We start from the raw sequence: 15894 nt of genomic DNA, 5'->3' as shown, positions 1-15894 counted from the left end.
TCCAGGAGGCAGCTTCATGCAGGAGCACATCTTCTCTACCCTCAGCGGGGATATTCATTACTGGACCGATTTCAGCGCACCGGAGGCTATGACTTTGGTCTTTTTGCCCGGCCTCACCGCCGACCACCGTCTGTTCCAAAAACAAATCGAATCCTTTGAGGGCCGGTATCGCCTGCTGGTCTGGGACGCGCCCGGCCACGGGGCATCCCGGCCCTTCCATCTGGACTTCACCCTGCGGGACATGGCCGACTGGCTCCACGAAATCCTCCAGCAGGAACAGGTGGACACCTTCTGCCTGATCGGCCAGTCCATGGGCGGATATGTGGCCCAGAGCTTCCTCCAGACCTATCCCGACGAGGCCGCCGGCTTCATCTCCATTGATTCGGCCCCCCTCAAGCGGCCCTACACCACCAGCGCCGAAATCTGGATGCTGCGCCACTGCGAACCGGTATACCAGGCCATCCCCTGGGACCTGCTGCGGAGCGCCGGTCCCATCGGCTGCGCCGAGACCCCCTACGGCCAGGCCCTGATGCGCCAGATGATGGACTGCTACGGCCATGCGGAATACGCCGCCCTGTCCGGGCACGGCTTCCGCATTCTGGCCGACGCCATGGCCGCCAACCTCCCCTACCGGATCGACTGTCCCGCCCTGCTGCTGTGCGGCATCCGGGACCACGCCGCCTCCACCCAGCGCTATAACCGGGCCTGGGCCCAGGGCGAGGGCCTGCCGCTGGTATGGGTGCCCGCCGCCGGCCACAACTCCAACACCGACAACCCGGTCTTTGTCAACCGGCAGATCGACCTCTTTGTCCGCAAGCTCTCCCCGCTGCTGTGACGCCGGGCCCTGCTGCAACATGAAATCACCTTTTTGGGACGGAGAAACGGAGGCATCATCCCATGAACAAACACACCGGCACTTTGTGCGTCTTTCTGGCGGCGCTGCTGTACAGCATCGGCGGTCTGTGCATCAAGGTCATCCCCTGGAACGGCATGTCCATCAACGGCGCACGCACCCTCATCGCCCTGGTGGTCATCGGCATCTATCTGGCCATCATCCGCCACAAACCCCGGTTCAACCGGTGGATCTTCCTGGGCTCGCTGTGCATCTTCGGCACCAACGCCCTCTATTCCGTGGCCAACAAGCTGACCACCGCCGCCAACACCATCGTCCTCCAGTTCACCGCCCCCATCTTTGTCATTGTCTTTTCGGCCCTGTTCTGGAAGCGCCGGCCCCAGAAACTGGATATCGCCGCCTGCGTGGTGGTGTTCGGCGGGGTGCTGTTCTTCTTTGTGGACAGCCTGGAGGCCGGCGGCGCCCTGGGCAACGTGCTGGCCATCCTGTCCGGCGCGGCCTACGGCGGCGTCTTCCTGCTGAACGATTTCCCCGACAGCGACGCCATCTCGGCGGTCTTCTGGGGCGACGTGCTGTCGGCGGTGACCGGCCTGCCCTTCCTGCTGCAGGAACAACCTCTGGCCCCCACCGCCCTGTTCAGCCTGGTGATTCTGGGCGTCTTTCAGGTGGCGGTGGCCTACATCCTGCTGACCATCGGCCTGCGCACCACCCCCGCCGTCACCGCCAGCCTGGTTTCCGGCATTGAGCCGGTGCTCAATCCCCTGCTGGTGGCGCTGTTTTACGGCGAGACCATCGGCCGGTTCGCCTTCGTCGGCGCGGCGGTGGTCATCTGCGGCGTGGTGGGCTACAACGTCCTGAAAGGCATGCAGGACAAGACCGCCCAAAGCCAAAAGACGGCCTGATCCCCAAAACCACAAAAAAGACCCCGGTTCCTGGTGGAACCGGGGTCTTTTCTTATAAAAAATGTCCAGACCGGACGACATGTGCGTACGGTCTGGACAGATACAAAGAAGCAGCGCTTACTTCAGCACCGCGCCCAGGTTGGCGCTGGTGACCATCCGGGCATAGCGGCTCAGCCAGCCGGTGCGGATGTTGGGTTCGGGGGCCACATACCGGGCACGGCGGGCGGCCAGCTCCTCCTCCGACACTTCCAGGTTGATGCTGGCGTTGGGGATGTCGATGGTGATGGTATCCCCTTCCTCAATCAGGCCGATGGGGCCGCCCGATGCGGCCTCGGGGCTGACGTGGCCGATGGCCGCGCCGCGGGATGCGCCCGAGAACCGGCCGTCGGTGATGAGGGCCACGGTGGTGTCCAGCTTCATGCCGGCCAGGGCCGAGGTGGGATTCAGCATCTCACGCATGCCGGGGCCGCCGCGGGGGCCTTCGTACCGGATGACCACCACGTCGCCGGGAACGATCTTGCCGCCGTAGATGGCGGTGATGGCCTCCTCCTCGCTGTTAAAGACCCGGGCCGGGCCGCTGTGCTGCTGCATCTCGGGGGCCACGGCGCTGCGCTTGACCACGCAGCCGTCGGGGGCAATGTTGCCCCACAGGATCTGCAGGCCGCCGGTCTCACTGTAGGGATTGGTGATGGGCCGGATGGCGTTCTCATTCAGGATGCGGGCGCCCTGGATGTTCTCGCCCAGGGTCTTGCCGGTGACGGTGGGGACATCCAGGTCCAGCAGGCCCTTCTTGGCCAGCTCCGCCTGCACCGCCGGGATGCCGCCGGCGGCGTACAGGTCGGGCATATGGGTGGGGCCGGCGGGGGCCAGGTGGCACAGGTTGGGGGTGCGGGCCGAAATCTCATTGAACATCTTCAGGTCGATGGGCACGCCCGCCTCGTGGGCGATAGCCAGCAGGTGCAGCACCGTATTGGTGGAGCAGCCCAGGGCCATATCGCAGGTCAGGGCGTTGCGCAGGGACCGCTCGTTGATGATCTGGCGGGCGGTAATGTTCTTGCGCACCAGCTCCATCACCGCCATGCCGGCGTGCTTGGCCAGCTGCAGGCGCTTGGAGTACACCGCCGGAATGGTGCCGTTGCCGGGCAGGGCGATGCCCACCGCCTCACACAGGCAGTTCATGCTGTTGGCGGTATACATGCCCGAGCAGCTGCCGCAGCTGGGGCAGCAGTTGCAGGTGCAGTCCTCCAGCTGGTCGTCCGAGATCATGCCCGCCTTATAGGCGCCCACCGCCTCGAACATCTTGGACAGGCTGACCTCCTCGCCGCCGTAGCTGCCCGCCAGCATGGGGCCGCCCGAGCAGACCACCGCCGGCACGTCCAGGCGGACGGCGGCCATCACCATGCCGGGAACGATCTTGTCGCAGTTGGGCACCAGCACCAGGCCGTCCAGCTGGTGGGCCTGGCACATGGTCTCGACGCTGTCGCAGATCAGCTCACGGCTGGGCAGGCTGTACTTCATGCCCACGTGGCCCATGGCGATGCCGTCGCACACGCCGATGGCCGGCATCAGGATGGGGGTGCCGCCGGCCATCTGGACGCCGGCCTTGACCGCATCCGCGATCTTGTCCAGGTTCATATGGCCCGGCACAATCTCACTGTAGGCCGACACCACGCCGATCAGGGGGCGGTCCAGCTCTTCGGGGGTATAGCCCAGGGCATAAAACAGGCTGCGGTTGGGCGCCCGCTCCGAACCCTTCTTCACATTATCGCTTCTCATGGGGTGTATCTCCCTTCTGCCAAATCAAAAAACCGGTCCCGGCGTCGCCACCGGGGCCGGAAAGAAACAGTCTCTTACTTCTTCAGCCAGCTCATCATGCTGCGCAGCTCAGAGCCAACCTTCTCGATGGGGTGCTCGGCCTCCATGCGGCGCTGGGCCAGGAAGTGGACCTTGCGGCCGCCCTTGTCGCTCATCTCGGTGAGGAACTCGGAAGCAAAGGTGCCGTCCTGGATCTCGGTCAGGACCTTCTTCATCTCCTTGCGGGTCTCCTCGGTGATGAGGCGCTTGCCGGTGCGGTAATCGCCGTACTCGGCGGTGTTGGAGATGGAGTAGCGCATCTTGGAGAAGCCGCCCTCGTTGATCAGGTCGACGATCAGCTTCATCTCGTGGCAGGTCTCAAAGTAAGCCATCTCGGGGGCGTAGCCGGCCTCCACCAGGGTGTCGAAACCGGCGTGGATCAGCTCGCAGACGCCGCCGCACAGGACAGCCTGCTCACCGAACAGGTCGGTCTCGGTCTCCTCACGGAAGGTGGTCTCCAGGATGCCGGCGCGGCCTGCGCCGATGCCGGAAGCATAAGCCAGGGCGATCTCCTTGGCCTTGCCGGTGTAGTCCTGCTCCACGCAGATCAGAGAGGGGCAGCCCTCGCCCTCGGTGTACAGGCGGCGGACAATGTGGCCGGGGCCCTTGGGGGCGATCATGATGACGTCCACGTTCTTGGGAGGAGTGATGGTCTTGAAGTGGATGTTGAAGCCGTGGGCGAAGGCCAGGGCCTTGCCCTCGGTCATGTAGGGAGCCACCTGCTTATAGTAAATGTCGGCGCACAGCTCGTCGGGCACCAGCATCATGACCACGTCGCCGGCCTTGGCGGCGTCCTCAACCTCCATCACCTGGAAGTTGGGGTGGCTGGCGGCAAACTCGGATGCCTTGGCCCAGTGGCCCGAGCCCTTGCGCAGGCCCACCACCACGTTCACGCCGCTCTCGGCCAGGTTCTCGGAATGTGCATGGCCCTGGCTGCCGAAGCCGATGATGGCAACGGTCTTGCCGTCCAGAACACCCAGGTTGCAGTCGCTGTCGTAATACTTCTTGATTGCCATAATCGTTGTCTCCTTTTACTGTTTCTCGTTTCAGAATGCCAGAAGATCTATTTCTCTCCGTCCCCCTCTCGAGGAGCGAAAAACCAATGTTATTTGGGGCAGCTCTGGCCCGGCAGCGGGAACTGGACCGCCCGGATTTCCTGGGGCGGCTTCTGCATCCGCTGGTGCATCCCGCCCCGCTCCATGGCCGTCACGCCGGTGCGGCACTGCTCCAGAATGGTGTAGCCCTCGAACATCCGCAGGAAGGCGTCCACCTTGTCGGGCTTGCCGGTCAGCTCAAAGACCATGCTGTCGGGGGACAGGTCGATGATTTTCGCCTTGTAAATGCTGGCGATCTCCCGCAGCTCGGCCCGGTTGACCACGGTGGCCGCCACTTTCAGCAGCAGCAGCTCCCGCTGGAGGGCCTTGCGGTCGTCCAGCACAAACACCTGGCGGGTCACCTCCAGACGCTCGGTCTGGAGCAAAAGCTGATTGAGGCGGTTTTCATCGCCGTACACCGTGACGGTGATGCGGCTGATGGTGGGGTCGTTGGTGGCCGAGACGGTCAGGCTCTCGATATTGAAGCCGCGGCGGGTGAACAGGCTGGACACCCGTGCCAGAACGCCGGTCTGGTTATCCACCAGCAGGCTGACCACCTTGCGCTGTTCCGTATGTTCCATGCTGGTCCCTCCTTTATTCCATCATAATATCCCGGATGTCGCCGCCGCCCGGAATCATGGGCAGCACCTTTTCGTCCTTGCCGATCATGCATTCGATCCAGGTGGGGCCGTCGTTCTTGAGGGCCTCGGCGAATGCGGCCTGGAACTGGGCCAGGTTTTCGCAGTGGTAGCCCTTGAGGCCGAAGCCCTCGGCCAGCTTGACGAAATTGGTGTGGCGGTGGGGGTCGGTCTGGGAGTAGCGCTTGCCATAGAAGGCGGTCTGCCACTGGCGGACCATGCCCAGAACCTGGTTGTTGAAGATGACAGTGATGATGGGCAGGTTGTAGCTGACGGCGGTGCAGGCCTCGTTGAGGTTCATATGGAAGGAGCCGTCGCCGGTGAGCATCACCACCCGCTGGTCCCGGCCCAGAGCCATCTGGGCGCCGATGGCGGCGCCGTAGCCGAAGCCCATGGTGCCCAGGCCGCCGCTGGTGATGAAGCCGCGGCTCTTGGTGTGGCGCAGGTACTGGGCGGCCCACATCTGATGCTGGCCCACGTCGGTGACGTAGACGGCCTCGGGGCCGCACTGGCTGCAGATCTCGCCGATGACCTGATGGGGCATCAGGCGGCTGGGGTCGGACACCGGGTGGTAGTCGTGGGCCTGCCAGTCATGGATCTGGGCCATCCACTCGGGGTGCTGGGCCTCCTTGATCTTGGGGAGCATGGCCTGCAGGATATAGGCTGCGTCGCCCACCACCGACAGGTCCACCTGCACGTTCTTGTTGACCTCGCTGGGGTCGATGTCGATCTGGATGATGGTGGCCTTCTTGGCGAAGGTGCTGGGCTTGAGGGCCACCCGGTCGGAAAAGCGGGTGCCGATGGCCACCACCACGTCCGCCTCGCTGACCGCCCGGTTGGCGGTGTAGCAGCCGTGCATGCCGATCATGCCCAGGCTCAGAGGATCGCCGTAGGGCACCACGCCGGCGCCCATCAGGGTGTAGGTGGCGGGGATGCCGGCCTTATGGATCAGGTCCCGCAGGGGCTGGCAGCTGGCCGCGCTGCGGACGCCGCCGCCGAAGTAGACCAGGGGCCGCTCGGCGCCGTTGATCAGGTCCGCCGCCCAGGAGACTTCCTTTTCATCAAAGGTGGTGACGGTGCGGATGGGCTCGGACTGCTTGGGGGTGAACTCGCACTTGTTGGCGGTGACGTCCTTGGGGATATCCACCAGGACGGGGCCCTTGCGGCCGCTCTGGGCGATGCGGAAGGCCGCCCGCATGGTGTCGGCCAGGTCCTCCACGCGGCGGACGGTGAAGTTGTGCTTGGTGATGGGCATGGTGATGCCCTCGATGTAGGCCTCCTGGAAGCTGTCGCGGCCCAGCAGGTCGGTGGAGACGTTGCCGGTGAAGGCCACCATGGGGATACTGTCCATATAGGCGGTGGCGATGCCGGTGACCAGGTTGGTGGCGCCCGGACCGCTGGTGGCCAGCACCACGCCGGTGCGCCCGGTGGCCCGGGCGTAGCCGTCCGCCGCATGGGACGCGCCCTGCTCGTGGGCGGTCAGCACATGGGTGATCCGGTCTGCATTTTTATACAGTTCGTCGTACAGGTTCAGCACTGCGCCCCCAGGGTAGCCGAAAATGGTATCGACGCCCTGCTCGCAGAGGACCTCGACGAAAATTTGAGAACCGTTGAGCAGCATGTTTTTCCCTCCTCTTTACTCCTAACCAAAGCCAACGTCCAGGGGCCGGCCGCAATAAATAAAAAAGCCCTCGTCCCCTGTTGCCCAAGAGACAAAGACCTTAATACGTAAGTTCTCTGCGGTACCACTCTCGTTGACACGGCGTTGGCCGCGCCCTCTCACGGGCCTCACTTCCCCTCTGGTTCCGATAAGGCCCTGCACGATAACGGGTGCACCCGGCACTGCTTACGGGACCCGCGACGGGCCGCTCAGCAGGCTGCTCCGGGAGGACTTGGCGCGCGGGCCGCCGGCCGCCTTGCACCGTCCGGCGGCTCTCTGAACAGCAAATCTCCCGCGGGTTACTTGTTCCCATCCACGCATTTTTGTTGTTTGTGTTGAAACTTACTATACTAGAAAAAGGGCGTCTTGTCAATCAATATATTTTGCAATGCGATTCGTCTTTCACATGAAAATAATTCACTGCGCTAAATTCCCCCGCACCGCTCCAAAACCCAGTCCCCGGGCCGAAAAACCGTTTTTTCCCGCCTCTGTGGCCTCCGGCCGCCGGGCTAGACTTTTCCCCTGCCCTGCACTATACTTAGAAGGTATATATACCATTTCCACTGTTTGATGCGAGGGGGATATTCCAATGAAAATACAGGATCTCAGCGCGCGGCTGGGAGGGTTGGCAGTCTTTCGCGGGCTGCTGGAGGACCCTGTGATTGCGGCCTACGCGCATTTTATCCAGGCCCTGGCCGACGGGGCGGGCCGCGGTGCGGTATGCCAGGCGGCGGGGCAGTTTGAGGCGCTGCTGTTCGGGGCCGACACCGACGATTTCAGCGAGTACCTGACGGCAGCGGTGCTGGAATGCGAAAACATCTGCGCCCGCCGGGCGGCCCGGGGCGCTTTGTCCCCGGCCCTGGAAAAGGCCCTGGACAGCGAGCTGCACTTTCTGGAGGAGCTGTCGGGGCTGGGCCTGGACCAGCTGCTGCTGGCCGCCGGCCTGACCCCGGCCCAGCGGGAGAAACTGGCCTTCCTGCCCCGGTGGACCGCCCATCCCACCGGCCTGGCGTCCAGCTACGAGGCCCGTCTGTCCGAGATGGGCCGGCTGGGCTACGGCATGTTTGCCCGCCACCACGTCTTTACATTGAATGAGGAGGGCAGGCTGACCCCGGTGCGGCATCCCGATCCCCAGCGTCTGGCCGACCTGCCCGGCTATGAGCGGGAGCGGGAAAAAATCCTGGCCAACACCAAAGCCCTGCTGGCGGGCCTGCCGGCCAACAACGTCCTTCTGTACGGCGACGCCGGCACCGGCAAGTCCAGCGCAGTGAAAGCCATCGTCAACGAGTACGCCCCCGAGGGGCTGCGCCTGGTGGAGGTGAAGAAAAACCAGCTCTACCTGCTGCCCGACCTGATGGACCAGCTGGCGGCCAACCCGCTCAAGTTCATCCTGTTCATCGACGACCTGAGCTTTGCCTCCAACGACGACAATTTCGCCGCCCTCAAGGCCATCCTAGAGGGCAGCGCCGGAGGCCGGGCCGCCAACATTGCGGTGTACGCCACCTCCAACCGCCGCCATCTGGTGAAGGAAACCATGACCGACCGCACCGGCGACGACATCCACGAGGCCGACACACGCCAGGAAATGATGAGCCTGTCGGCCCGGTTTGGTCTGGTGGTCACCTTCCAGCGGCCCGACAAGGCCCTCTACAGCCAGATTCTGCTGGAACTGGCCCGTCAGTATCAGCTGACCATCCCGGAACAGCAGCTGGTCACCATGGGCGAGGCCTTCGCCATCCGGGCCGGCGGCCGCAGCCCCCGGGCCGCCAAGCAGTTCATCGAACAGTGCCGCGCCGGGGTGGTCTGAGCCGCCCGCTCCCAATCCATATAAAACAAAAATCCGCGCGCTCTCCGGTTTGCTCCGGGGAACGGCGGATTTTTTGTTTGGGTCAGGATTCTTCGGGGGTCTCGATGAGGGGGGCCACGGCGTAGCGGCCTTTGCCCGCCCGCTTGGCCTGATAGAGGGCCTTGTCGGCGGCGGCGTACAGGTCCGGATAGGAGGCGCCGCCGGTACAGACCGCAATGCCGATGCTGCAGGCCACCGGCAGGTCCTGGCTGCCCCACCGGATGTTGGTGACCTCCTGAATCAGCCGGGCGGCGTAATCCTCCGCCGCCTGGGCCTCATTGGACAGGTCCAGGATGGCCCCGAACTCATCCCCGCCCAGCCGGCCCACGCGGGTGCGGCCGGGGGCCAGGCTATTCATCAGCTCGCCCAGCTGCACCAGCACATAGTCCCCGCACAGGTGCCCATAGGTGTCGTTGATGTTCTTGAAGTCGTCCATGTCCAGCACCAGCATCCCCAGACGCTCGCCCGGGCCCATCTCATGGAGCCGGCGGGCCGCATAGCTCTCCAGGGCGGTCTTGTTGAGGGTCTTGGTGAAGTTGTCCATCAGCAGCTCTTTCTGCAGCTCGATGATCCGGCTTTTCTGGTCCATGATGTCGAACAGCAGGCCCACACCCAGCACCGGATTGCCGTCTCCGTCGCACTGGAGGGCCAGCTGCAGCTCGAACCACCGCTGTTCCCCGGTTTTCACCGGCAGGAACAGGTCTTTTTTCTGATAGGCCAGCCTGTGGCGGGCGTTTTTCATGCACTGGAAAATCTCGTCCTTCTGGCGCCGCTTGAGGGAGGGGGCGTTCTCGATGTATTCCTTGATGTTCTCGATCCGCTGGGGACCGTTGAAAATCTCCTTCCAGGCGTGGGTGAACCGCACCACGTCGGTGCGGATATCCCACTCAAAGGCGATGAGCCGCCCTTTCTGGAGCAGCAGCTCATACTGTTCGTTGGTCAGGAGGAATTTTTCCTCGTTTTCCTCCAGGGTCCGGTTCATGCTCTCGATCTCGCTCTGCTGCAGCAGCTCCACCCGGATATGCTCGATCCGGGCAAAGTAAATCACAAAGCTCACCAGGGCCACCAGCGCATAATTGAACACCGCCTCGGCATCCCCCAGGGTGGACAAAAACAGCATCAGGGTCCCATAGCTCAGAGCCAGGTTGACCACCGCGTACAGCGGCTCCACCATGGGCAGGGCCGCAAAGGCCACCAGGGCGGTCACCGTCCCGATTTTGCCGATGGAAATGGAGCGGCTGATGTCGTAGATCCCGAACAGGGTCTGCCACACCACCAGCAGGCTGGCCAGCACCATCTGCATCCGGTAGTTCTCCTCCACCGGCTGGTCCTTCATCAGCCAGCCCCCCGCCAGGAACACCGCCGACAGCGCCAGCAGCGCCGCATAAAATCCAAAGTAAATCCGATTGTTCAGGGTGCCCAGGCCCACATGGTTCCACAGCAGCACCCGCGCTATATTGACGATCTGGGTCACAATCCCGTAAATCCCCAGCAAACGCATCAGGTTCCAGTTGAACCGGACCGCTTTGTTCACAAACCGGGTCCGAATCCGGGGTTCCAGATAGCGGCTCATCCCGTTTCCTCCTGTTCTGTCGTATGGGCGGCAGCCCCTCCCTGCCCCCTGCTATGTAGTTACAGTTACCATTCCTATTATAACAAACCCCAAAACCGTTTGTCGAGAGTCATTCTTTTTTTATGGATAAAAATACATCACTTTTCCCGGGGGCAAAGACCTGTCCCCTTCACCTGTTTCCTCCCAGCGTATGCAGCCCGCCGCCCGGGGGTGCATACGGCGCCTTTTCGCTGGGGCAAAAACGGGGCGGAAGGGGGCTTTTCCGGCGCGGGGACGCGGCTTTTGTTGCAGAGCGAACGGCTCCGTCATTTGTCACAAATTTAACAGAGAATTTTTGTGCAAGAGTATATGTGAAAAAAGAGTGAAAGTTCCATGGACCATTCTTGACAATCCTAAGAAAAGCCGCTAATCTATTGTTCGTAAGCGAACTATAAAACAGGGCTTTTCCGGCCCGAAAGGGGGTGGGATCAAATTGGAAAAAGACTGCGGTGCTCTGGTCAACCTGGTGTCGCGCAAGGTCAAACGGAGGCTGAACGTCACCCTCCAGGGTCTTGGCATCACCGCCATCCAAAGCCGGGTCATCTACTATATCCTGGTCCACTGCCAGCAGGGGCCGGTGTTCCAGCGGGACATCGAACAGGTGTTCGGCATGAGCCGCTCCACCGCCACCGGCATCCTGCAGCAGCTGGAAAAGAAGGATATCATCCGGCGGGAGAGCGTTTCCACCGATGCCAGGCTGAAAAGCCTGGTGCCCACCGAGCGGGCCGCCGAGCTGGACGCTCAGGTCCGCGCCTGCCTGCGGCAGACCGATGAGGTTTTGACCCGCGGGCTGTCGGAGGGGCAGGTGCAGCTGTTCAAGGAGATTGCGGCCGCCATGGCCCAGAACCTGGAACAGGCCGAGGACGTCCCGCCCGCCGAGCCGTGACCGGTGTTGATCCGGCTTGCAACAATCCGGCTCTGAACAGTTCGTACAGGAACAAAGGGATGGCGCTGCGGCGCCGTCCCCCACACTATTTTAAGGAGGAATCCACGAGGAATGACTCACATCATCAAGACCTTGTCTCACTCGATCCGTGAGTACAAGAAAACCTCGATCCTGACCCCTCTGCTGGTCACGGTGGAGGTGATTCTGGAGTGTGCGATCCCCTTTGTGATCGCCAACCTGGTCAACCAGATGCAGGCCGGCTGCTCCATGGACGTCATCGTGCGGTACGGTGTGTCCCTGCTGGTCATGGCGGTGGTGTCCCTGATCTTCGGCGCCGCCGCCGGCGCCACCTGCGCCAACGCCTCCGCCGGCTTTGGCCGCAACCTGCGCAAGGATATGTTCTACAAGATCCAGGACTATTCCTTTGAAAACATCGACAAGTTCTCGGTGTCCAGCCTGGTCACCCGTCTGACCACCGACATCACCAACGTCCAGATGGCCTACATGCTGATCATCCGCGTGGCCATCCGCTGCCCCCTGATGCTGGTGTTCTCCTTCGTCATGGGCTTTGTGATGGGCGGCCGTCTGGCCATGCTCTTCCTGTTCACCATTCCGGTGCTGCTGATCGCCCTGCTGCTGGTCATCCGGGCCGCCACCCCCCTGTTCCGCCGGGTGTTCCGCAAGTACGACGCCCTGAACGACTCGGTGCAGGAAAACGTCCAGGCCATGCGGGTGGTCAAGAGCTACGTCCGTGAGGACTACGAGAAGAAAAAGTTCGCCGCTGCCGCTGAGGACGTCCAGAAGGACTTCACCAAGGCCGAGCGGATCATGGCCCTGAACGGCCCCATGATGCAGTTCTGCATCTACGTGGGCATGGTGTTCGTCATGTCCTACGGCTCCTACACCGTCATCACCACCCAGGGCCTGGACCTGAACGTGGGCCAGATGTCCTCCATGCTGACCTACAGCTTCCAGATCCTGATGAGCCTGATGATGCTGTCCATGGTGTTCGCCATGATCACCATGTCCCAGGAGTCGGCCGAGCGTATCGTGGAGGTGCTGGACGAGGAGAGCACCCTCCACAGCCCCGAAAACGCCCTGACCGAGGTGAAGGACGGCTCCATCGACTTTGACCACGTCAGCTTCAAGTATTCCAAGAAGGCCGAGCGCTTCGCCCTGTCCGACATCGACCTGCACATCAAGTCGGGCGAGGTGATCGGCATTCTGGGCGGCACCGGTTCGTCCAAGTCCAGCCTGATCCAGCTGATCCCCCGTCTGTACGACGTCACCGAGGGCAGCGTCAAGGTGGGCGGCGTGGACGTCCGCAAGTACGACCTGGAAACCCTGCGCAACCAGGTGGCCGTGGTGCTGCAGAAGAACGTCCTGTTCTCGGGCACCATCAAGGACAACCTGCGCTGGGGCAACCCCAACGCCACCGACGCCGAGATGGAGGAGGCCTGCCGCCTGGCCCAGGCCGACGAATTCATCCAGCTGTTCCCCGACAAGTACGACACCTGGATTGAGCAGGGCGGCTCCAACGTGTCGGGCGGCCAGAAGCAGCGCCTGTGCATCGCCCGTGCCCTGCTGAAGAAGCCCAAGATCCTGATTCTGGACGACTCCACCTCCGCCGTGGATACCCGCACCGACGCGCTGATCCGCCAGGGCTTCCGGGAGTTCATCCCCGAGACCACCAAGATCATCATTGCCCAGCGTGTGGCCAGCGTCCAGGACGCCGACCGCATCATCATGATGGAGGGCGGCCGCATCACCGCCATCGGCTCCCACGAGGAACTGATGCAGACCAATGCGGTCTACCGCGATATCTATACATCCCAGAACCGTGCATCGCAGAATCCGGCAGGAGGTGACAAGGATGCCGAATAACACCACCAGCACCGGGCGCGGCAAGCGCGCCCCCAAGGGCGTCGCCGCCCGCCTGATCCGCACCATCTTTTCGTTCTATCCGGTCCTGCTGCCCATCACCCTGTGCTGCATCCTGGTCAACGCCATCGTCAGCTCGCTGCCCTCGGTGTTCATGCAGAACGCCATCGCCGTGGTGGAGGCTACCTACCGCACCGGCGACTGGGCCTCGGCTTCGGGCACCATCTTCCGCCTGCTGACCATCCTGGTGTCCATGTATGTGGTCAGCCTGGCCGCCAGCTTCGCCTTCAACCAGCTGATGGCCATCATCACCCAGGGCACCCTGGCCAAACTCCGCGAAAAGATGTTTGACCACATGCAGGACCTGCCCATCCGCTATTTCGACACCCACAGCCATGGCGATATCATGAGTTTCTACACCAACGATATCGACACCCTGCGCCAGCTCATCAGCCAGAGCCTGCCCCAGCTGATGATTTCGGGCGTCACCCTGCTGAGCGTCTTCTGCATCATGATCTACTACAGCATCTGGCTGGCCCTGGTGGTGCTGTTCGGCGTCATCATCATGTTCTTCACCGCCCGCTACGTCAGCGGCCACTCCTCCAGCTACTTCCTCCAGCAGCAGATCACCATCGCCAAGACCGAGGGCTTCATGGAGGAGATGATGAGCGGCCAGAAGGTCATCAAGGTCTTCTGCCACGAGGACGGCGCCAAGGCCGACTTCGACAAGGTCAACGACGAGCTGTTCGGGAACAGCGAAAAGGCCAACCGCTACGCCAACATCCTGATGCCCCTGCTGGCCAACATGGGCAACGTGACCTACGTTCTGGTGGCCCTGGTGGGCGGCAGCCTGCTGCTGTGGGGCACCCCCAACCTGAGTCTGTCGGGCATGGCCCTGAGCATCAGCATCGTGGTGCCCTTCCTGAACATGACCAAGCAGTTCGCCGGCGCCATCGGCCAGGTGTCCAACCAGGTGAACATGGTGGTCATGGGCCTGGCCGGCGCCCACCGGATCTTTGCCCTGCTGGACGAGGAGCCCGAGGTGGACGAGGGCTACGTCACCCTGGTGAACGCCCGCGAGAAAGAGGACGGCACCCTGGAGGAATACCCCGAGCGGACCAACGTCTGGGCCTGGAAGCATCCCCACCACGACGGCACCATCACCTACACCCGCCTGCAGGGCGATGTGCGGTTCTATGACGTGGACTTCGGCTATGTGCCCGAAAAGACCGTCCTGCACGACATCTCCCTGTACGCCAAGCCGGGCCAGAAGGTGGCCTTTGTGGGCTCCACCGGCGCCGGCAAGACCACCATCACCAACCTGATCAACCGGTTCTACGACATCCAGGACGGCAAGATCCGTTACGACGGCATCAACATCCGCAAGATCAAGAAGGCCGACCTGCGCCACTCCCTGGGCATCGTGCTGCAGGACACCAACCTGTTCACCGGCACCGTCATGGAGAACATCCGCTACGGCAACCTGGACGCCCACGACGAGGAATGCATCGCCGCCGCCAAGCTGGCGGGTGCGGATGACTTCATCCGCCGCCTGCCCGACGGCTACAACACCATGCTGACCGGCAACGGCGCCAACCTGTCCCAGGGCCAGCGCCAGCTGCTGGCCATTGCCCGGGCCGCCGTGGCGGACCCCCCGGTCATGATCATGGACGAGGCCACCAGCTCCATCGACACCCACACCGAGGCCATTGTCCAGCGCGGCATGGACGCCCTGATGAGCGGCCGTACCACCTTCGTCATCGCCCACCGTCTGTCCACCGTCCAGAACGCCGACGCCATCATGGTTCTGGACCATGGCCGGATCATCGAGCGCGGCACCCACGAACAGCTGATCGCCCTCAAGGGCACCTACTACCAGCTGTACACCGGCGCTCTGGAACTGGACTAATTCTCCTGTACAGGCATCCATATTCCCAAAGTCAAAGCGGCGTTTCCCGCAGCCTCACCGGCCGGGAAGCGCCGCTTTCCGTTTGTGTGCGGGCCCGACTGGCCTGTGCTCTGCCCCGGGGCGGCGCCGTCACCCCAGCAGCGCCCCCAGCCCATCCAGCAGCCAGGCAAACCCCGCCAGCCCTGCCGCAGCCAGAACCACCCCCAGCCCGCACAGCAGGCATCCCAGGCCGCCCCCCGGTCCGCCGGGATGCGGCCCGCCGGTCTGAGGCTTGCCGGGTTTCTGCGTCCGGTCAAACGCCTGCTTGTAGTGGGCGTAGCCCCGGGCGCCCTTGCCGTAAAACCCGAAATCCCAGTCCTTCATCCTGCCTTCCTCCTCCGCATGGGCGGCGCTCCGCCCCGTTCTATCGGTCTGATTGTACCACAGGCCCGGTCCCTTTGGCAGGACTTTTCCCGCCCCTGCGGCTGCCGCCTCTGCCCGTTTTCCGCCGCCGGGCCTCTCTCCTGTCCGCCCGGACGCCCCCCGGTAAGGCTGCCCGCCCCCCTGCCGGTCAAGCAAATGCTTCATTTGCCAGGCAAACGCAAGCAAATCAAGCAAATGCTACTTTTGCTAAGCAAACGGTAGCAAATCAAGCTGTAACTGTAACTGTCCCTGTAACTGTCCCTGTAACTGTCCCTGTAACTGTCCCTGTAACTGTACATGTTCCTGTCTCTCTCAATAGAGAGAGTTAAAGAGAGAGGCAAAAGACGCTGTGCGCCG

The 15894-nt window shown here is 62.8% G+C and carries 12 protein-coding genes; 6 read left to right on the top strand and 6 right to left on the bottom strand.

Going from position 1 to position 15894, the window contains the following annotated elements; genetic code table 11:
* Positions 1-16 precede the first annotated feature (16 nt).
* Both B5F27_RS07130 and B5F27_RS07125 read left to right on the top strand, forming a co-directional pair.
* Positions 17-835, top strand: coding sequence for an alpha/beta hydrolase (locus B5F27_RS07130; RefSeq protein ID WP_087365821.1), 819 nt, complete (start codon positions 17-19; stop codon positions 833-835).
* A gap of 62 nt (positions 836-897) precedes the next feature.
* Complete coding sequence (locus tag B5F27_RS07125; RefSeq protein ID WP_087365818.1) at positions 898-1755, top strand: DMT family transporter; 858 nt, start codon at positions 898-900, stop codon at positions 1753-1755.
* A gap of 117 nt (positions 1756-1872) precedes the next feature.
* On the opposite strand, the gene ilvD is transcribed toward B5F27_RS07125, so the two are convergent.
* From ilvD to ilvB, 4 genes are all read right to left on the bottom strand, one after another.
* On the bottom strand, positions 1873-3531 hold the full coding sequence (ilvD, locus tag B5F27_RS07120; protein ID WP_087247579.1) for a dihydroxy-acid dehydratase: 1659 nt from the start codon (positions 3529-3531) through the stop codon (positions 1873-1875).
* 74 nt (positions 3532-3605) lie between these two features.
* Positions 3606-4625: a ketol-acid reductoisomerase gene (gene ilvC / locus B5F27_RS07115; RefSeq protein WP_087365815.1), complete on the bottom strand. Its 1020-nt coding sequence runs from the start codon at positions 4623-4625 to the stop codon at positions 3606-3608.
* Positions 4626-4714: 89 nt separating this feature from the next.
* Positions 4715-5284: an acetolactate synthase small subunit gene (gene ilvN / locus B5F27_RS07110; protein WP_087247583.1), complete on the bottom strand. Its 570-nt coding sequence runs from the start codon at positions 5282-5284 to the stop codon at positions 4715-4717.
* Positions 5285-5297: 13 nt separating this feature from the next.
* Positions 5298-6962, bottom strand: coding sequence for a biosynthetic-type acetolactate synthase large subunit (gene ilvB, locus B5F27_RS07105; RefSeq protein WP_087247586.1), 1665 nt, complete (start codon positions 6960-6962; stop codon positions 5298-5300).
* 628 nt (positions 6963-7590) lie between these two features.
* On the opposite strand from ilvB, the gene B5F27_RS07100 reads away from it, so the two are divergent.
* A complete protein-coding gene (locus B5F27_RS07100; RefSeq protein ID WP_087365812.1) occupies positions 7591-8808 on the top strand; it encodes an ATP-binding protein in 1218 nt (405 codons plus the stop codon).
* Positions 8809-8890: 82 nt separating this feature from the next.
* Here the strand turns inward: B5F27_RS07100 and B5F27_RS07095 are convergent, their stop codons facing one another.
* Positions 8891-10420 (bottom strand): GGDEF domain-containing protein, encoded by a 1530-nt coding sequence (locus tag B5F27_RS07095; protein WP_087365809.1) that lies wholly within the window; start codon positions 10418-10420, stop codon positions 8891-8893.
* 472 nt (positions 10421-10892) lie between these two features.
* Here B5F27_RS07095 and B5F27_RS07090 point away from each other — a divergent pair, with 472 nt between their 5' ends.
* The 3 genes from B5F27_RS07090 (at position 10893) to B5F27_RS07080 (ending at position 15135) form a co-directional block, all read left to right on the top strand.
* Complete coding sequence (locus B5F27_RS07090; protein ID WP_158098207.1) at positions 10893-11345, top strand: MarR family winged helix-turn-helix transcriptional regulator; 453 nt, start codon at positions 10893-10895, stop codon at positions 11343-11345.
* A gap of 120 nt (positions 11346-11465) precedes the next feature.
* Positions 11466-13229: an ABC transporter ATP-binding protein gene (locus B5F27_RS07085; RefSeq protein WP_087248595.1), complete on the top strand. Its 1764-nt coding sequence runs from the start codon at positions 11466-11468 to the stop codon at positions 13227-13229.
* On the top strand, positions 13219-15135 hold the full coding sequence (locus tag B5F27_RS07080; RefSeq protein ID WP_087365803.1) for an ABC transporter ATP-binding protein: 1917 nt from the start codon (positions 13219-13221) through the stop codon (positions 15133-15135). Before B5F27_RS07085 ends, B5F27_RS07080 begins: the two co-directional genes overlap by 11 nt.
* A 129-nt stretch (positions 15136-15264) precedes the next feature.
* Here B5F27_RS07080 and B5F27_RS07075 read toward each other — a convergent pair whose 3' ends face one another.
* Entirely contained in the window at positions 15265-15498 is a 234-nt protein-coding gene (locus B5F27_RS07075; protein WP_087365800.1) for a hypothetical protein, read from the bottom strand.
* Positions 15499-15894 lie beyond the last annotated feature (396 nt).

The sequence above is a fragment of the Faecalibacterium sp. An192 genome (assembly GCF_002160175.1).
Taxonomy (GTDB): Bacteria; Bacillota; Clostridia; order Oscillospirales; family Ruminococcaceae; genus Faecalibacterium.
Note: the sequence above shows the minus strand (reverse complement) of the source record. Positions and strands in the feature narration are given on the sequence as shown.

What these genes read in the sequence shown, in the direction of transcription:
- B5F27_RS07130 (WP_087365821.1), top strand. Translation starts at nt 17, where the DNA reads ATGCAGGAGCACATCTTCTCTACCCTCAGCGGGGATATTCATTACTGG.
- B5F27_RS07125 (WP_087365818.1), top strand. Translation starts at nt 898, where the DNA reads ATGAACAAACACACCGGCACTTTGTGCGTCTTTCTGGCGGCGCTGCTG.
- ilvD (WP_087247579.1), bottom strand. Translation starts at nt 3,531, where the DNA reads ATGAGAAGCGATAATGTGAAGAAGGGTTCGGAGCGGGCGCCCAACCGC.
- ilvC (WP_087365815.1), bottom strand. Translation starts at nt 4,625, where the DNA reads ATGGCAATCAAGAAGTATTACGACAGCGACTGCAACCTGGGTGTTCTG.
- ilvN (WP_087247583.1), bottom strand. Translation starts at nt 5,284, where the DNA reads ATGGAACATACGGAACAGCGCAAGGTGGTCAGCCTGCTGGTGGATAAC.
- ilvB (WP_087247586.1), bottom strand. Translation starts at nt 6,962, where the DNA reads ATGCTGCTCAACGGTTCTCAAATTTTCGTCGAGGTCCTCTGCGAGCAG.
- B5F27_RS07100 (WP_087365812.1), top strand. Translation starts at nt 7,591, where the DNA reads ATGAAAATACAGGATCTCAGCGCGCGGCTGGGAGGGTTGGCAGTCTTT.
- B5F27_RS07095 (WP_087365809.1), bottom strand. Translation starts at nt 10,420, where the DNA reads ATGAGCCGCTATCTGGAACCCCGGATTCGGACCCGGTTTGTGAACAAA.
- B5F27_RS07080 (WP_087365803.1), top strand. Translation starts at nt 13,219, where the DNA reads ATGCCGAATAACACCACCAGCACCGGGCGCGGCAAGCGCGCCCCCAAG.
- B5F27_RS07075 (WP_087365800.1), bottom strand. Translation starts at nt 15,498, where the DNA reads ATGAAGGACTGGGATTTCGGGTTTTACGGCAAGGGCGCCCGGGGCTAC.